Annotated in this window: 17 protein-coding genes; 8 read left to right on the top strand and 9 right to left on the bottom strand. The window is 54.1% G+C overall.

What is annotated here, in order from left to right:
• Positions 1-86 precede the first annotated feature (86 nt).
• Both H6973_05810 and H6973_05805 read left to right on the top strand, forming a co-directional pair.
• Positions 87-1463, top strand: coding sequence for an O-antigen ligase family protein (locus H6973_05810; protein ID MCP5125152.1), 1377 nt, complete (start codon positions 87-89; stop codon positions 1461-1463).
• A gap of 232 nt (positions 1464-1695) precedes the next feature.
• The gene (locus H6973_05805; protein ID MCP5125151.1) at positions 1696-2676 is read left to right on the top strand and encodes an NAD-dependent epimerase/dehydratase family protein; all 981 of its coding nucleotides are present in this window, start codon (positions 1696-1698) and stop codon (positions 2674-2676) included.
• Here the strand turns inward: H6973_05805 and H6973_05800 are convergent, their stop codons facing one another.
• From H6973_05800 to H6973_05770, 7 genes are all read right to left on the bottom strand, one after another.
• Positions 2677-3684, bottom strand: a complete 1008-nt coding sequence (locus H6973_05800; GenBank protein ID MCP5125150.1) for a PilZ domain-containing protein — start codon at positions 3682-3684, stop codon at positions 2677-2679.
• Positions 3681-4835, bottom strand: a complete 1155-nt coding sequence (locus H6973_05795) for a glycosyltransferase family 4 protein (GenBank protein ID MCP5125149.1) — start codon at positions 4833-4835, stop codon at positions 3681-3683. Before H6973_05795 ends, H6973_05800 begins: the two co-directional genes overlap by 4 nt.
• A 62-nt stretch (positions 4836-4897) precedes the next feature.
• Complete coding sequence (locus tag H6973_05790) at positions 4898-5875, bottom strand: GDP-mannose 4,6-dehydratase (GenBank protein ID MCP5125148.1); 978 nt, start codon at positions 5873-5875, stop codon at positions 4898-4900.
• 30 nt (positions 5876-5905) lie between these two features.
• Entirely contained in the window at positions 5906-6634 is a 729-nt protein-coding gene (locus H6973_05785; GenBank protein MCP5125147.1) for a nucleotidyl transferase, read from the bottom strand.
• A gap of 87 nt (positions 6635-6721) precedes the next feature.
• The gene (locus H6973_05780; protein MCP5125146.1) at positions 6722-7837 is read right to left on the bottom strand and encodes a glycosyltransferase family 4 protein; all 1116 of its coding nucleotides are present in this window, start codon (positions 7835-7837) and stop codon (positions 6722-6724) included.
• Between the two features lie 245 nt (positions 7838-8082).
• Positions 8083-8784, bottom strand: a complete 702-nt coding sequence (gene tsaA / locus H6973_05775) for a tRNA (N6-threonylcarbamoyladenosine(37)-N6)-methyltransferase TrmO (protein MCP5125145.1) — start codon at positions 8782-8784, stop codon at positions 8083-8085.
• 10 nt (positions 8785-8794) lie between these two features.
• Complete coding sequence (locus H6973_05770) at positions 8795-9493, bottom strand: MBL fold metallo-hydrolase (GenBank protein ID MCP5125144.1); 699 nt, start codon at positions 9491-9493, stop codon at positions 8795-8797.
• Positions 9494-9646: 153 nt separating this feature from the next.
• Here H6973_05770 and H6973_05765 point away from each other — a divergent pair, with 153 nt between their 5' ends.
• A complete protein-coding gene (locus tag H6973_05765; GenBank protein MCP5125143.1) occupies positions 9647-10069 on the top strand; it encodes an Mth938-like domain-containing protein in 423 nt (140 codons plus the stop codon).
• A gap of 98 nt (positions 10070-10167) precedes the next feature.
• Here H6973_05765 and rpoS read toward each other — a convergent pair whose 3' ends face one another.
• Complete coding sequence (gene rpoS, locus H6973_05760; protein ID MCP5125142.1) at positions 10168-11136, bottom strand: RNA polymerase sigma factor RpoS; 969 nt, start codon at positions 11134-11136, stop codon at positions 10168-10170.
• A gap of 346 nt (positions 11137-11482) precedes the next feature.
• Positions 11483-12250 (bottom strand): 5'/3'-nucleotidase SurE, encoded by a 768-nt coding sequence (surE, locus tag H6973_05755; protein ID MCP5125141.1) that lies wholly within the window; start codon positions 12248-12250, stop codon positions 11483-11485.
• Between the two features lie 174 nt (positions 12251-12424).
• Here surE and H6973_05750 point away from each other — a divergent pair, with 174 nt between their 5' ends.
• From H6973_05750 to truA, 5 genes are all read left to right on the top strand, one after another.
• Positions 12425-12781 (top strand): DUF2173 family protein, encoded by a 357-nt coding sequence (locus H6973_05750; protein ID MCP5125140.1) that lies wholly within the window; start codon positions 12425-12427, stop codon positions 12779-12781.
• Positions 12782-12851: 70 nt separating this feature from the next.
• The gene (locus H6973_05745; GenBank protein MCP5125139.1) at positions 12852-13232 is read left to right on the top strand and encodes a DUF2173 family protein; all 381 of its coding nucleotides are present in this window, start codon (positions 12852-12854) and stop codon (positions 13230-13232) included.
• A gap of 2 nt (positions 13233-13234) precedes the next feature.
• Positions 13235-13567, top strand: coding sequence for a DUF2173 family protein (locus H6973_05740; protein MCP5125138.1), 333 nt, complete (start codon positions 13235-13237; stop codon positions 13565-13567).
• Between the two features lie 157 nt (positions 13568-13724).
• On the top strand, positions 13725-15554 hold the full coding sequence (locus H6973_05735; protein MCP5125137.1) for a L,D-transpeptidase family protein: 1830 nt from the start codon (positions 13725-13727) through the stop codon (positions 15552-15554).
• Between the two features lie 84 nt (positions 15555-15638).
• Positions 15639-16427 (top strand): tRNA pseudouridine(38-40) synthase TruA, encoded by a 789-nt coding sequence (gene truA / locus H6973_05730; GenBank protein ID MCP5125136.1) that lies wholly within the window; start codon positions 15639-15641, stop codon positions 16425-16427.
• The last annotated feature ends 13 nt before the right edge of the window (positions 16428-16440 follow it).

The following is a 16440-nucleotide window of genomic DNA, read 5'->3' as shown; positions in this document are numbered from 1 at the left end:
GTCTATTAGGCATCAATTGGGGGATTATCTGGCGCTACCGTTGGATCATTCTACTTATTGCATTGTTTGGATGCGCCGCTTCGAGTTTGTTCCTATTTAAGTCTTATCTTTATCTTGGCATGATCGGAGGGCTGCTGCTCGCGATCCCAATCCTGATCCAGCCACGCTGGGGCTTTTACCTTACCGTCGCCGCTATTCCTCTCGACGATGTCGGAAAACTGGGTAACATCCTCCCCTTTGTCGATATCACCATCGCTAAAATCTTGGCGTTATTGACGATCGCTTCCTGGATATTGCATCTAGCAATGCGCAAGGTTCAGTTTATCTGGAGCTATGAGATTGGTATATTTCTTTTTTATTTCCTTATAGCCGTATTATCGCTAGCCGATGCATTAGAGCTGAAGCGCGGTCTACAGGAATTGATTATTCTCGGCACTACTATCGTTTTCTTTACTATGGTATTTAACTTGCTCACACAGCAGAAACATATAATGATTGCGCTAACATTGTTTACTATAGTAAGCGTTGGAACCTTTGGGTATGCTGTCGTTCAGCGTTTTCTGCCTGGCACACAAATCGCTGAGCGCATTGGCTGGTTAGAAGAAGGAGAAGCCACGCACGGCGTCGAAATCAGCAATATCGAATCTAAAAGCCTTGGAGAAACAGTAATGCGCAGCACCGGTACGACAGCGCATTCTAATGTGTTGGCTGCCAACACAGCTTTTCTGGTCCCAATCTTGTTTGCTTTCTTGCGCTTTTCCCATAGTCGCTGGCTGCGGCTATCGATCCTGGCGAGTTTCGGAGTTTGTATCTCAGCAGCGGTTGTATCCCTGTCACGCACGGGAATACTGACTTTTGCCATCATTTTTCCACAATTGATTTACTTTAGGTTACTGAAAGTGACGCCACTGCGCATCGCAGTAGTCTTGATCGCGGGGATTATCAGCATTCCGTTTTTGCCAGAAGGCGTGTCGCGCATTTTCGATCCTGCTAACTACTTCTCCTCGCAGAGCGTCAGCGTGTCAGAGCGCTACAAGCTTTGGGATGCAGCGACAAGGGCCTTCTTTGACAACCCGCTAAGTGGCTTTGGCGTCGGCAATAATCGTGGCATTTTGGAGTATTACCTTGATGCTCCCTGGAATCCGGGGCTGCTTACTGTACACAACTCCTACCTTCAGATAGCTATCGAAACTGGGATTTTCGGGTTACTCTGTATGCTTTACTTCCTTATTCGAATCTTCCGCAGGCTCTCGTACGCACGGCAAATTTTCATCCAATATAACGACGATTGGGGAGCTGTTTTTGCTACATCCCTACGTATCAGCTTCGTATCATTCCTAATCATTGGAGCGCTGGCATTCGACTTTATGCGTATCGGTTTCAAGAACATGTGGTTCTTTATCGGATGCTCTATAGCATTATACCGCATCGCACTGCTCCAGCTTCCAGGACGAACGGCGTAACAGCGATCAGAGCACAGAATTTTTCCACCAATTTTTACAACTATGAATATTTCGATAAACGACCCCGCAGCAAGCTGCGGGGTATGTATCCCGAACGAGAATCAATGGACTACTAGGATTTGTTTAAGCATACTTGAGATTATTGCAAGACAATGGAAACAGTATACATATCTGTCAATCTGTCTCTCTTTTAATCTCACAGAATTTTGATCCTGACCATGGAAAGCATCTTATGACCGTTCCGATAGTAGAGCTTGCAGATGCCTATGCGGGCAAACGCGTGTGTGTTATCGGTGGTACCGGATTTCTCGGTTACAATTTGGTGTGCGCCCTAGCCCGCTGCGGAGTCGCTGTAACCGCAGCCAGTCGTGGTCAAACTCTAAGTAGTCAACCTTTGCCCGCCGCTGTGAGCTATTGTCCAATCGATCTTCGCGACGAGGCTGGAATGACCCAGTTGGTGGCGAATTCGGATGTGATTTTCAGCGTGGCCGGACGACCAGGCGCTATAGCGAGCGTTGAGGCGCCAGAGGAAGATATGCAAATCAACCTCCTCGGCCAATATAAACTGCTCAACGCGTGTGTTCGGTCAGGCAGCTCGCCACGGCTTGTCTTCGCCAGCACCAGGCTGGTCTACGGTAAAGCTCAAATGCTACCCGTAGTAGAAACCCATCCGACCGACCCAACCAGTATGTATGGCATTCATACTCTGGCGGCTGAGAAGTACCACCTTCTTTACCAACACAGCCAGGGTGTGCGAACGACGGTGCTACGCATAACGGTTCCTTATGGTCCTTATATGCCGCCAAATACCAGTACCCATGGCGTCATCAACCACTTTATACGAACCGCGGTCGCTGGCGGCGCCATTTGCCTGTTTGGTGGTGGCCACCAAATACGAGATGTCTTATATATCGACGACTTGGTCAAGGCGTTTTTGGAGGTAGGTCGAACTGAAACATTGGTAGGCGCGGTCGTGAACGTAGGTTCAGGCATCCGCCAGAAGTTGCACGATATCGCGCGCGCTATTATCGCCACTGCCGGTGCCGGCAGGATTGAGTTTGCGCCTTGGCCAGATAACGCGGTGCGGGTCGAAACAGGCGATTTCTACGCCGATATAGGCCGTATCACTACAGCGACTGGTTGGCGGCCAGAAGTGTCGCTTAAAGAAGGGATCGAGCGCACCGTTGCATACTATCAAGCACACCAGCGCTGATTAGCCGGTCGATCTGGCGTCTCGCTTGTTAAGAATGACACCGAGCACCTTAACTTCACTCTGACGCAGATGTTCGACGGTATTGGCGGCTATGTCGCGATCAGTAACACCGCTTTCGATAACGACGAAAATCCCGTCGGCCTGCTTGGCGAAGGCCAGCGTCAACGGCGATATCGTAGATGGTAGTGCATCGATAATAATATGGCGATAGTCAGTACGTAATCTGGTCAGCAGATGTCTTACTGCCTGTTCCGTCACCTCCGATCCCAAAAAGCCCTCTTCGCCACCGGTATTGAGTATGTCGGGTGCGCCAAATCCCAGACGCACGACCACGTCTTCGAAGCCCTCACGCTCTAGCAGCACTTCGAGGAGACCTCGAACTGGATCCTCCGGCTGTGTCATCAGGCGCGGTCGCAGATTACCGTCCATATATAGCGTGGGATTATTCGGCATCCGGGCCAAACAGCCTGACAACCACCAAGCAAGAGTTGACACCCCTGCTCCAGCCGCTGCACTGGTGAGTACTAGTACCCGCGACATCTTGTTCGGCAACTCAACGTTGAGATGCTCGATAATACGCAGAAACTGCGTCTCCAAGTCATGCGGGATCATGTAAGCCCGTGGGTCGATGAGAGCAAAATCATCACCTTCAAGCGTGTTGTTCTGAAGGCCGATCCTAACGCATCCTGAAGCCGTAACCGTGCTTCGCACTACACGGAACGATATATCAGATACACGCTTACTCATGTCGGGCAACATGAAAGGTGATACCAATCGCACTTGCAGCGTCTGCTGCGATCGGTCATCGCCACAAATCAAAAACGTCGCCGCATCATCAGACGCCAGCTCGAGCAGTAGGCCATTATTCGAGATGTCGATAGTCTGTGCGGCGATCGCATCTTTCGAACCTGCTGACAATATGCACACTGGGAACCGCGATTTGACTCGGGGATAGCGTCGATTCTCGTTCCTAGCCGTGTCATCGGTCGCCTTAACGCCTTGTCTCATGTCCGCCGTCCTTTTGTTGGACGACCGCGTCCATGAACAAAGAACCGCTCGTAGATCGCCTCAAGGTTACGCACGGTCTTGTCGACCGAATAGCGCTCGTGGACCACAGCATACGCCTGTTCACCGAGGCGTCGACCAAGCACAGGGTTATCAATTAGCTGCTGTAGCGCATCGCGCAGCGCTAAGGCATTAGCTGGCGGCACCAGCAGGGCTGTGTCATTGTTAGCAAGGATTTCAGCGTTACCGGCGACAGTACTCGCAATAATCGGCAAGCGCATGGCCATTGCCCCGTAGAGGACCATTGGGGTGCCTTCCGCGGAGGATGGGAACACAAAGGCGTCCGATGCATTCATGATGTCAGCGTAGTCGCTACGAAAGCCTAGAAATACTACGCTGGATTCGACGCCCAGCGCTATTGCCTGCTTCCGCAACGAGGCCTCCAGCGGTCCATCGCCTACGATCAACAACTTCATGGGACGGCCTGCTTGGCCTAGTAGGCTGACAGCCTCAATAAGGGCGTCTTGCGCTTTTTCAGGCCATAGCCGCGCCACATTAGAGGCAACAAATTCATCCGCGCCCAAGCCGAGACCAGTACGTACGGCATCCCTATCCATGATCCGTTCGAACGGCAGCAGGTCAATGCCAGAGTAAAGCGGCATTGACTTAATTTGTGGTACACCTCGCCGGACTGTTTCCTGGTGGGTGTCCTCTGACACGTTCAGCACAAGGTCGACCAGCGGCAGCAGTTTACCGCGCACATACTCCATTATGCGTCGCTTGAAGCCTACTGCATGCCAAGCGTGGTTCGACGCGATAACGGGAGCACCGGTAAGCCGGGCTGCCAACAAAGCGACTACATCGGAGCGAGCATCGTGGCTATGCACGATTACGTGATTCTCAGCGCGAATTTCCTTCACCAATGCATGTACAGCCCCTGGGAGATTCCGCATATGCCCCCATGGTAAAAAATCGCTTTGGACGCCATTTTCCGCCATCAATCGCACCGACCGTTCGTGAATGTTGCCGCGCTCTCTGAACACAAACAGGCGCATATTGAAACGTGAAGGGTCGATAGCTCGGAACCAACCAAGCAAAGTAGTCTCGATGCCACCAGGATAATTCGAATTTCTGACATGAAAAACGGAAATCACAAACAATGTGCCTTAACGTAATGATTTTTTTGTCTCAGAGCGGGCAGAGCAGACAGCTGGAGTCAGGTAATGGCCTGGAAATGTTGTCGGTACCAATCGATAGTGCGTTTTAATCCTTCGTCCATGCCAATCCGCGGGGTCCAGCCAAGGCGACAACGCGCCTTTTCCGCTGACAGATATTGTTGCCGGATCTCGGCGCTAGCTTGATTGAGAATGATGGGTTCCAAGTCGACGCGTCCCATCAACTCTAGCACCTTACGCGTTACATCCAACACTGTAAGCTGCAAACCCAGACTCAGGTTAAACGCCTCTCCAGCCAATGAGGAATCGCTCGCTAACTTTTCGGCCAGACACAGGTAACCGTCCACCGCATCCTCTACGTAGAGGAAATCCCGGATAAACAGACCATCGCTGCGGATCTCGAATCGCTTGCCACGACTCGTAGCGAGGATGACGCCAGGAATGGTGCGGCTGAAATTGAGATCGCCACCGCCGAAAAGGTTGCCGCATCGCATGATTCCCACAGGTACGCCGTAGGTCATAGCATACATTCGTGCGATCAAATCGGTGCAACTCTTGGAAACATCATAGGGATATTCACCCTTGAGAGGATGTTCCTCGGTATAAGGCAGGCTATCGGCACTCCCATAGGCTTTGTCCGAGGAGGCGATGAGTACTTGAGCGGTAGGATATTGGCGCATCGCGTCAAGCAGGTTCCAGGTTCCCTCAACGTTAACTTTCAATGTGCTAACCGGGTCTTTTTTCGCTACGCCGACAATGGTCTGGGCAGCAAGATGAAACACGGTTTCCACCTCGTATTCCGCCACCAACCGGCGCAACAATCCTGCATCCTCAAGGTTGCCGCTGACCAGCGAAACCTTACGATCAAGACCATCACGAAAAAACATACACGCAGGTATGCGATCCCTGACAAGAACCACCACGTCGGCTTCACGCTGTATGAGTTCTGCTGTGAGCCAACCACCAAGCAATCCCGTAGCCCCTGTTACTAATACTCGTCGCTTTGGCCAGAAATTCATAACGGCTCCTCTGCGTGCGTCATGCTTGACCTAATGAGTGATGCCAGTTTGACCAGTGTGGTCCAGCCAAACCGGACCATGCTGCTGATGCAGCTTTTCTAACTCGTGCTGATCCTTACTCGTGTCCATGGATCGCCAAAAACCCTCATGGTGATAAGTGTAGAGGGTCTGCGCCTCAGCCAACGCTGGCAACACATCGATCTCCAGATTGCCGCCACGCCAAAGGTCGAACGCGCCGCGCTGGAACACGAAAAATCCGGCGTTGATCCAATAGCCGTAGATCAGCGGTTTCTCGGCAAACGATTCAACGCGCCCACGTTCATCGAAGCGCACCAGACCGTACTGCGATCTGAGCGGCACCGAGGTGAGTGTCGCCAGCCCTCCCATTCGCCGATGAAACTCCAGAAGCAACGTAACATTCACGTTACCGAGACCATCGCCATAGGTCGCAAAAAAAGTCTCGCCGACGTGATTCGAACAGTGCTTTATGCGTTCGCCAGTATCGCTTTCAATGCCAGTATCAACGATTTCGATCTCCCATTCACGAAAGCGTCCCTTGAAGTAGTCACGCAACATTTCCTGCCGATAGCCTGCTGCGAGCACAAACTTTGTGAAGCCTTGCATCGCATAGCTTTGCATCAGGTGAATAATGATCGGCGTACCATCAATGGGCATCATGACCTTGGGGAAATACTCGGTAAACGGAAACGAACGCGTCCCTTTACCACCACATAGAATCACTACCTTGATATCGTCCATCTTGCGTCCTCCGACCCTATAACAGACAACGCGACTGTTGTAGTTGGTCACGACAAAGCACGGAGATTACACCGTATTCACCATGACTTATAGCATGATCAGACGTTGGTAAGTCTCCAGCGTCTGTTGAGCGGTACGCCGCCAAGTGAAATCCATCGCGCGGCGGAGACCTTTCTCGCGCATTGTAGCCGCCAAGGTCGCATCAGCGGTAATGCGGATCATAGCCTCGGCGATGTCCTCGACCGAGAGGGGATCGACTAGCAGCGCGGCGTCGGCGCTGACCTCCGCCATCGAAGAATTATTGGAGGTGATCACCGGAATTCCGGCCGCCATCCCCTCGACGATCGGCAAACCAAAACCCTCCCACAGCGACGGATACACTAATGCTTCTGCGCCAGAGTACAGGATTGGCAACTCATCAACCGGCGACTTACCCAAATCGATAACCTCGGCGGCAAGTCCGTTACGGTGAATAACCGCATCCGCCTCGTGAGCCGCCCAAGTCCGTTCGCCACTGAAAACCATCTTGACCTCCGAGCCTGTCTCGCGCTTGAATGCCGCGAAAGCCTCGAGGATTCGAACGATATTCTTGCGCGACTCCCAGCGTCCTGAAAACAGGAAATATGGATGTTCGATAGCATAATGCTTGCGGACAAACTCGCTGCAATCAGCTTTGGCAAATGGTCGAAACGCTTCACTTACCCCCAGATGGATCACTCCTAGCCGATCGTTCGAGACACCGAAACGTTCAATCAAAACCTGGCGAATATGGTCAGAAATACAGATGATATAGCGCGCCTTGGCAACAGCTCGACGCATCAGAGCCACCAATCGCACCCTAATCGCAGGCGGATAGAGTTCGGGCATCTCGAACATGCTTGAGCACACAAGGGTGAAGATATACTCCTTGGGGGCAATCGGTGGTGGTACGTAAGTGGCGTGCCATAGATCAACCGGTCGCCGCCACATCGCCCAAGGCAATGATGTTAACATGCTCACAGTACGAATCGGCGGTGCAAGAACCTCGTAGGATACATTTTCTTGTTGTACGCCGACCCGAGCCGGCCCTTCCGGGAACAAGCACACCACGAGATAGTCGGAGTCATGATCAAGCGCGGTCAACGAGCGCACTAACTCAATGTCATGACGCTCCGGGCCTCCGGAATTGCTGCCGGCGCTGCCGAGAAAAAGGGCTATCCGCATTAGTTAAGTTCACCCACAACGCTGTTGAATGGATATTGCAGATGCTAATCATATAGTCATAATGTGACCACTGGATTAATAATAGCATATCGGACCCGCCATCACGCACCACGATCCCGGTAACATCGTTCAAGACCGATGCCTAACAGGTGAAGGCTTCTTGTCTGCGTTTGGGAGGCGCAAAGCAGTGAGTATGGATTGCCCCGAGCAGATGCTCCGCTACCTCTCACTTCGATGGCGGTCGATCAAAGTAACAAAATCTCCATCACATAAGCCACTCTATCTACCACACCCCATTTTACATCAAAATCATAAAGTTTCATGCCATACGATTGCAGCGCAGCATCGCCCGGCTCCCGCGCGTAGGCCGGGCGCGGATCCTGGCGCAAAATCTGCGTAATCAATTCGCGCAAATCATCGTGAGGCCAATTCGCGCAAAACGCCGCGGCCTGGGGACTGAATTCAACAACTAATTCCGCGTTAGGCGCTACAGGCGCGAAACCGCCTGTAGCTGTCGGGAGACAGTCAGCATAGGGCACATAAGGTTTGACATCCAACACTGGCGTTCCATCTAGCAGATCCACCCCGGCCAAATGCAGCATAATCCGCCCTGAATCGACCGCAATCTGCTCCAGCCTGACCGCGGACAATCCCAGCGGATTCGGTCGAAATGGAGAGCGGGTAGCGAACACGCCCAGCCGTCGATTGCCGCCCAGGCGCGGTGGTCGGACCGTCGGCTGCCAGCGACCCTCCGGCAGACCGTGGAACACAAATAGCAGCCACAGATGGGAAAAATCCTCCAGTCCGCGCACAGCAGCCAGTTGCGCATAAGGTGGCCGCAATTCCAACGTCGCCCGCGCCGCCGGAACCAGTCCCGATTGACGGGGAATGCCGAATTTCTCGCGGAAACAGGAACGGATGACGCCAATCGGTTCAAACGCGAACACGGTTTTCCGATCAGTGCCGATGCGGATGCAACTCTGGTCGGTAAGGCTCCTCGCGGTCGTGCAAATGCATCCGGTATTCGACAAAGCCCGGACTGTTGTCGAAATGCAGGAAGGGATTGCCGTCCAGTTGTTCCAGCATGGTCGCAGTCGGCGTAATACCGTAATTGTGGCCGGGGCGAATCAACGTGTCGCCAGGCAACCGCTCGCCCAGGCGGCGCAGGCTTTGATACATCTGTTCGGGATCGCCGCCGCGCAAGTCGCAGCGCCCACAGCCAAATACAAACAGGGTATCGCCGGTCAATACCTGGTCGCCCAGCCGGTAACAGGCCGAACCGGGGGTATGTCCTGGCGTGTGCAAAACTTCAATCCCGGTTTCCCCCAATTGAATGCGGTCACCGCCCTCATGCAGGGTCGGCAGATCGAGATAATTATCCCAGAACACTGCCTCGGTCTGGAGCAAGTGCAACTGGGCGTCGCTGGCGTTCAAAAGCGCTTCGACGCCATTAATGTGATCGAAATGGCTGTGGGTCAGCAGAATATCGGTGATCCGCAAACCATATTTTTCCACAGTAGCCAGAATCGCTGGCACGTCCCAAGCAGGATCGACCACCGCCGCGCGATCGGTGGCATGATCATGGATTACGTAGATAAAGTTGCTCATGCGCCCTAATTCCAGGGCGTGAATGGTGTAAGGAGCGGTCTCGGTCATCTTGGATTCTCACGGTGAAACGAGGAGCGTGTGCAGCATGATGTTGGAACATTCACCACTGCGGCGACTCTGAATGGCGAGTGCGCTGAATCAGCCCGTGTGGCGCAAGGCCAGACTGGCTGATTCCTTTTCCGGGGTTCAGAGGGGTTTTTCATGCGTTTCAGTCTCGACACCGACACGAGTAAACATTTCATCAAAAGCTATGGACCAGGCTGGATCAATGTCAACGAGCAACAAATCCGTCGCAGCGTGATCGTGACGCCCGAACAACTGGTCACCGATTGGCCGCCCCAGACCTTTGCCGATCTGGAGGAGCAACATTTCGCGGCCATCATGGCGCTGTCGCCGGAAATTGTCCTGCTGGGCACCGGCGATCGACAGCGCTTTCCACGCCCAAAATTGACCCAGTCATTACTGACGCAAGGTGTTGGCGTTGAAATCATGGATACCGCCGCCGCCTGCCGAACCTACAACGTGATTATGCTGGAGGATCGCCGGGTTGCAGCAGCATTATTGATGATTGATTCTCGTTCGGGATACATACCCCGCAGCTTGCTGCGTAGTATCGTCTTTTAATACCCCGCAGCTTGCTGCGGGGTCGTTTATAGTGATTGACTGTTTTCAGCGTTTTTCGTCCCCGCGCATGCTACCAGCCGAACAGGGACGTTAGCCGTTTACAGGAAATCCTGGCAAAACCCTTCGCCTTCCAGAATTTTGCGCAGTCGCCGCAGGGCATCGATCTGGATCTGTCGCACCCGTTCGCGGGTCACGCCGATTTCGTTGCCGACTTGCTCCAGGGTCGCCTTTTCCTGCCCGCAGAGTCCAAACCGCCGCTTCACCACCGTCCGCTGCTTATCGTTCAACTGATCAAGCCAGGATTCCAGCTTTTCGTTGAGGTCGGCATCCTGCAACAGTTGCGAAGGATCGGTATTGTTGTCATCGGGAATGGCGTCCAGCAATGAACGATCTTCATCCTTGCCGATGGGCGTATCCACCGAGGCGACTCGTTCGTTAAGCTGCAACATCCGCTTCACTTCCGCCACTGACTTACCCATTGCCTGAGCAATCTCCTCAGTGCCGGGTTCATGATCCAGGGTCTGTGTCAGATGGCGTGCGGTTCGCAAATAGCCATTGATTTCCTTGATGATGTGAATCGGCAGGCGAATGGTGCGGGTTTGATTCATCAGCGCCCGCTCGATCGTTTGCCGGATCCACCAGGTCGCGTAGGTTGAGAACCGGAAGCCGCGTTCAGGATCGAACTTTTCGACGGCGTGAATCAGCCCCAGATTGCCTTCCTCGATCAGGTCGAGCAGGCTGAGACCACGGTTCATATAGCGGCGGGCGATTTTGACCACCAGCCGCAGGTTGCTTTCCACCATGCGGTTGCGGGCGGCGGCATCGCCCTGAATAGCCAGGCGGGCGAAATACACTTCTTCCTGAGCGGTCAGCAAGGGAGAGAAGCCAATTTCGCTCAAATACATGCGAGTGGCGTCCAATTCCTCCAGGGTCACTTCCCGTGTAGCGGTTGCAGCAGGGGATGGCCAAACCGGATCCGCGACATCCTGTAATTCTTCATCACCAGCGACGATCTCTTCGTCGTCATTTTCTTCCAGCTTATCCTCGTCCAACAGGCGATCTTCCATGATCAGTTCGTCGTCACAAACAACTGCTTCTTCCAGACAGGCACTGATCCGTCGGGACATCGATAACCTCCTCGACATACTTCGCTTGGTGGAACTTCACTGTTGACGCCAGACCGGAAAACGGTCGGCTGCGTCTTTGTTTATTGTTTTATTTATGCTAGGCAACCCGCATTCATCGAATGATGATGAAGACGTCGCCGTTCACTTTCGGTCACGGCTAAAAAACGCGGACTATATTCTTCCCTGTTCCGCACTACAAAATGCCTAACAATAATAAGCCTTTCAAAAGCGCTAAGTCTACCATTGGAATGTAAAATTGGAATGTAAAAATTTTGAACATCATCGTTTACATTAAATTAATTTGCGGCGGTCTTTCGCCTAACCACTGATTTAAGGTATCAATCGCACCATGCCAGGTCAGGTCGACTTGCAGCGGGGTAATCGAGACATAGCCGGCGCGCACCGCATAGAAATCGGTGCCAGGACCGGCATCTTGTTCCGGCCCGGCGGGACCGATCCAGTAGATGGGGCGACCGCGTGGATCAGCTCTTTTGATAACCGGTTCCCACTTGTGGCGATGACCCAGGCGCGTCGCCTGGAAACCAGTCAGATCTTCCCAGGGTCGGTCGGGGACATTGACATTCAGAATAGTGTCGGAGGGTAGCGGCCATTCTCGCAACCGGTTGACCAGCCAGACAGCAACGCGGGCTGCAGTCGCAAAGTGCTGTGGTTGATAAGAAGCCTGTGAAATCGCGATAGCGGGCAACCCCAGGAAGCGGCCTTCCATCGCCGCCGCCACGGTGCCGGAATAGATAACGTCATCCCCCAAATTAGGACCGTTATTGATGCCGGAAATCACCATGTCCGGATCCTGTTCCAGTAAACCGGTGATGGCCACATGGACGCAATCGGTGGGTGTGCCTTCGACACTGTAGAACCCGTTGTCATGGCGGGTGATGTACAGAGGACTCTTCAGGGTCAGGGAGTTGCTGGCGCCGCTGCGGTCGCGGTCAGGCGCAACCACTACAATCTCCGCCAACTCGCGCAGGACTTCCGCCAAGCGGCGTAGCCCCGGCGCTTGATAGCCATCGTCGTTACTGATCAGGATTTGCATGTTACTCGGCCTACAACATTACGTACTTTTTGACGCTGCTCATTATACATTGCAGCGTCAGATGCATTTGCTGGAAATTTTGACTATGTTTTATGAAAAATGCGTTTAATTTTGGAGTCCATCCAAATTCCGCGCTCATCATAAAACCTCTTCACCACCCGAGGACCGACCGGCATGAGCATCGTGACCGATCTGTTAACCAAGCCGGGCGTTATCGCCGCTGGCGAGTACGCCTATAGAGGCGACCGTTTTTCCTACCGGGGCGCTCTAAGCGAGGAGCATGCCCGCATGGCGTCCATCATGTGCCGCGCTACAACCATGGGTGCGAACATGGAAGGCCGGATGCTGGAAGTCTTCCAGCCGCGCAACGGATTATTCCCTCCGCGTGGCTGGGTGGTGCATGGACCAGATTACACCGTCTGTGTGATGGCCAATGTGTTTTGCATGCTCGATAACGCCAGTGGTTCAATCAATAATACGATCAATTTCATGGCTCAGGCTTTGGCCAAAGCGTCTCCCGATCTGATTTGAACCTGGCTCACGAAACAAACCCACCGAAGAGCAAGAGGAGGAACCCCTCATGGCAACTCTGGATGAACTGATGCAATTACCTGGCGCAATGGCGGCCTTCGAATTCCGGGGCAGCGGCGAACTGTTGGAACAACGCATCGCCTATCCCGAACGGATCAATGAATCAACCCTCGATCTGCTGGCTCACATGTGCGCAGCTAATATGAGTATTGCCACCATGCAGGCGCGAGGTTGGGAAAAAGTCACCCACATGAAAGGTTTTTATCCGATCCAGGAGTTCACGCTGGTCGGCTTCGATTGGTCAGTCGTGGTGAGCGGCCTGGATCGGGAGCGCTTCAAGGACCGGGGCAAAGCCAGTTTGCCACCCTTCACTGGCGTCGTTCTGGCAAATGAAAAGGCTGACTATGAAGCGGCCTTTGCCACGATGGAAAAGCCGGAGCCGGCGCCATGAGCATGATCCGGCGTATCCTGGCCCTGGATGGGGTGAACGTGGTTTGCCATTTCCGCGATGATGGCTACCTGCTTGAAGGCTATGGACTCATGGCGCGCGATGACATGGCGCGACTGGCACAGTTCGCACATGACTATCGGCGCATGGCTCAGGGCAATGCCGATCAACTGGCGATGTTCACCGGTATGCGCGGCTGGACTCCACCACACGGCTGGGTTCTTCGCGGCGTCACTCAATCCGTGTGCAGCATCGGCAATCTGGTTTGCCTGGTGGATAATGATGAGGCGCTGCTCAATGAAATCATGCTGGAATTACGGGAGGTTTCGCATTGGTAGCGATGGAATTAGCGATGGATCCCACCCTCTAATCTTTCAGAAGATGATTTTTAGCGTCTGTTGCATTCAGAAACTGGATGTGGCCACTTTAATACTTTGTTGGTATGATGATACGACACACAGTATGCCACTTTCGAGCATTGGATTAGTCGTCTCCATGTCTAAGCAAATTATTATTCCAGTCTGGTTTTGCCTGGTAGTGAGCGCTTGTGCGCTTAACATCCCGGTCGAAGCACAAATCGCCGATGGCCAAGCGCTGGCCAATCCAGTCCCAGTCGCCAGCGTCGTGAACGAACCTGTGGTGGCCAGTCTGCAGCACACAGGCCAATCCTCGCAGAACGCCAGCGACGATTTGGAACCTGAAGTGAATAGGGCGTCGGTGCCCGCTGCATCCGAACTCGTCGGTCCACCGCCGTTACCGCCCTGTCCGGCAAGCGCCTTGGGGGTGAAGGACGAAATCGCTGCACAGATTTGTCAGCGAATCCGCACCGAGCCATTGCCAGATCGACTGACCATTGACCATCGCGTGTTGCGCACCCTTGATGCCATGCTCCCTTTCTATGCAGAGCGCGGCTATCAACCGGCCTGGCTGGACGCCAATGGCAAACCCCTACCCGCGGCGACTGCGTTGATCGAGGCGCTGGGTGAAGCGGATCGCGACGGCTTGCGGCCCAGCGATTATCAACGGAACGGCTTGCAAAAGCGCATTACAACGCTCCAGCAGCATAATGACGCATTGAACATCGCTCGGTTGACCGATTTCGATCTGCTGCTCACCGATGCCTTTCTAAGCTATGGCTCTCATTTGCTGTCAGGTCGATTGTCGCCGCGCACCGTGGATCGTGACTGGGAAATCAAACCCCGGTCCCGGGATCTGGCTACCGTGCTACAGCAAGCATTGGCCAGGGACTCCATTATTGAATCCCTCAGAGCATTGGCGCCCCAAGCTAAAGGCTATGTTCAGTTACGCGACAGGCTCCATAAATATCGACGAATTGAACAAATGGGCGGTTGGCCTGCCATATCGGGCAATGCTTCGGCAAAGACGCTGCGGGCGCGACTGGAAGCCGGCGGCGATCTGGTCGGAACCGGCGGGACGATTGCCGATGCGTTGCGCCGGTTCCAGCGGCGACATGGCCTGGCCGAAACAGGAACGGTCAACGCCGCGACCCGAGCTGCTTTGAACGTGCCGGTCTCCGAGCGCATTCAGCAAATCGAGCTGAACATGGAGCGCTGGCGCTGGCTGCCGGATGACTTTGGCGCACGCCATATTCTGGTGAATATCCCCAGCTACAAAATGCAGGTTTTCGAGGATGGCAAGGTCGTGCTGGAATCCAAAGCAGTTGTCGGCCGGCAAGAGCGGCAAACGCCGACCTTCACCGCCAACATGGAATATCTGGTGATGAGTCCAAAATGGCATGTGCCGCGCTCCATTGCGGTGAGGGACAAGCTGCCGCAACTCCAACGTAATCCCAACGCCCTCAAACAGCAGCGGATTCGTATTTATAACCGGGCTGGCCAGGAGATCAATCCAGCTTCGGTTAACTGGAGCGGGGTCAGCGCCAGGAACTTTAATTACTATTTGCGCCAGGATGCAGGTCCGCGCAATGCACTGGGCGGGATCAAGTTTATGTTCCCGAATCGCCACAGCGTTTATTTGCACGACACGCCATCGCGCGAGTTGTTCAGCCGCAATCAACGCACCTATAGTTCGGGTTGCATCCGAATCTCCAAACCCGTGGAACTGGCTGAGTATTTGCTTAAACATGACCCAAAGTGGAACAAGAACACCATCAAAACCGCATCTACCAGTGGCAAACAGCGCGTGGTTCATTTACCGGAGGAAGTGCCGGTTTATCTGCTGTACTGGACTGCCTGGGTGGATGAAGAAGGATTCCTGAACTTCCGCGATGACATCTACAAGCGTGATAAGCCCTTAGCGCGGGCGCTGTATCAAGACGACAAGACAGGGCGCAAAGGAGCTTGAGCAGGCTCCAGGCTCCAGGCTCCAGTTTTCAACCAGCGCAGGTCAGGATTGTCGTCTTTTTGGCAACCTGACATTTCCAAGTTCATGCGAATGGCATTGGGCGTTCAATATGATGGCGCCCGGTTTTGCGGCTGGCAGGCGCAACAACCGGGTGTGCGAACAGTGCAAAGTTGTCTGGAACAAGCACTGGCGAAAGTCGCGGATCATCCGGTCAGACTGGTTTGCGCAGGCCGGACCGACGCGGGCGTGCATGGCGTCGGCCAAGTCGCGCATTTCGATACCACGGCGACCCGTTCGGAACGATCCTGGGTGCGGGGCGGCAATGCTCATTTACCGCCCGATATCAGTCTGAGCTGGTCCCGCGAGGCGCCGGATGACTTTCACGCCCGATTCTCGGCGCTGGCCCGTCGTTATCGCTATCTGATTTTCAATCGCCCCCTGCGCTCGGCGCTCTGGCGGGAACGGGCGGCCTGGCATTATCGACCCCTGGAGGCCGCACGGATGCATGAGGCCGGACAGGCCTTGGTCGGGGAGCATGACTTCAGCTCCTTCCGCGCCGCCGCATGTCAGGCGCGGCATCCAATCCGCGAAGTTCAGGAATTAACCGTACAGCGGCGAGGCGATGGCGTGGCGCTGGACATCAAAGCTAACGCATTTCTGCACCACATGGTGCGCAATATCGCTGGGGTCTTGATCGCGATTGGCGCCGGTGAGCAACCTGTGGAATGGGCGCGGGAAGTGCTGGAACAGCGCGATCGAACTCGGGCCGGCATCACTGCGCCCGCTGAAGGATTGTATTTGCTGGCGGTATACTACCCGGCGCATTTCGGGTTACCTGTAATGACCGAGACCGCACCAGGGTTCGAAGGATAGTCAATGCTGGCGT

The sequence above is a fragment of the Gammaproteobacteria bacterium genome (assembly GCA_024235095.1).
In the GTDB taxonomy this organism is placed as follows: domain Bacteria; phylum Pseudomonadota; class Gammaproteobacteria; order Competibacterales; family Competibacteraceae; genus UBA2383.
Note: the sequence above shows the minus strand (reverse complement) of the source record. Positions and strands in the feature narration are given on the sequence as shown.

Excerpts from the sequence above, each read along its gene's own strand:
- H6973_05805 (MCP5125151.1), top strand. The coding sequence starts at position 1,696 with ATGACCGTTCCGATAGTAGAGCTTGCAGATGCCTATGCGGGCAAACGC.
- H6973_05800 (MCP5125150.1), bottom strand. The coding sequence starts at position 3,684 with ATGAGACAAGGCGTTAAGGCGACCGATGACACGGCTAGGAACGAGAAT.
- H6973_05790 (MCP5125148.1), bottom strand. The coding sequence starts at position 5,875 with ATGAATTTCTGGCCAAAGCGACGAGTATTAGTAACAGGGGCTACGGGA.
- H6973_05785 (MCP5125147.1), bottom strand. The coding sequence starts at position 6,634 with ATGGACGATATCAAGGTAGTGATTCTATGTGGTGGTAAAGGGACGCGT.
- H6973_05780 (MCP5125146.1), bottom strand. The coding sequence starts at position 7,837 with ATGCGGATAGCCCTTTTTCTCGGCAGCGCCGGCAGCAATTCCGGAGGC.
- H6973_05770 (MCP5125144.1), bottom strand. The coding sequence starts at position 9,493 with ATGACCGAGACCGCTCCTTACACCATTCACGCCCTGGAATTAGGGCGC.
- H6973_05765 (MCP5125143.1), top strand. The coding sequence starts at position 9,647 with ATGCGTTTCAGTCTCGACACCGACACGAGTAAACATTTCATCAAAAGC.
- rpoS (MCP5125142.1), bottom strand. The coding sequence starts at position 11,136 with ATGGAAGATCGCCTGTTGGACGAGGATAAGCTGGAAGAAAATGACGAC.
- surE (MCP5125141.1), bottom strand. The coding sequence starts at position 12,250 with ATGCAAATCCTGATCAGTAACGACGATGGCTATCAAGCGCCGGGGCTA.
- H6973_05750 (MCP5125140.1), top strand. The coding sequence starts at position 12,425 with ATGAGCATCGTGACCGATCTGTTAACCAAGCCGGGCGTTATCGCCGCT.
- H6973_05745 (MCP5125139.1), top strand. The coding sequence starts at position 12,852 with ATGCAATTACCTGGCGCAATGGCGGCCTTCGAATTCCGGGGCAGCGGC.
- H6973_05740 (MCP5125138.1), top strand. The coding sequence starts at position 13,235 with ATGATCCGGCGTATCCTGGCCCTGGATGGGGTGAACGTGGTTTGCCAT.
- H6973_05735 (MCP5125137.1), top strand. The coding sequence starts at position 13,725 with ATGTCTAAGCAAATTATTATTCCAGTCTGGTTTTGCCTGGTAGTGAGC.
- truA (MCP5125136.1), top strand. The coding sequence starts at position 15,639 with ATGCGAATGGCATTGGGCGTTCAATATGATGGCGCCCGGTTTTGCGGC.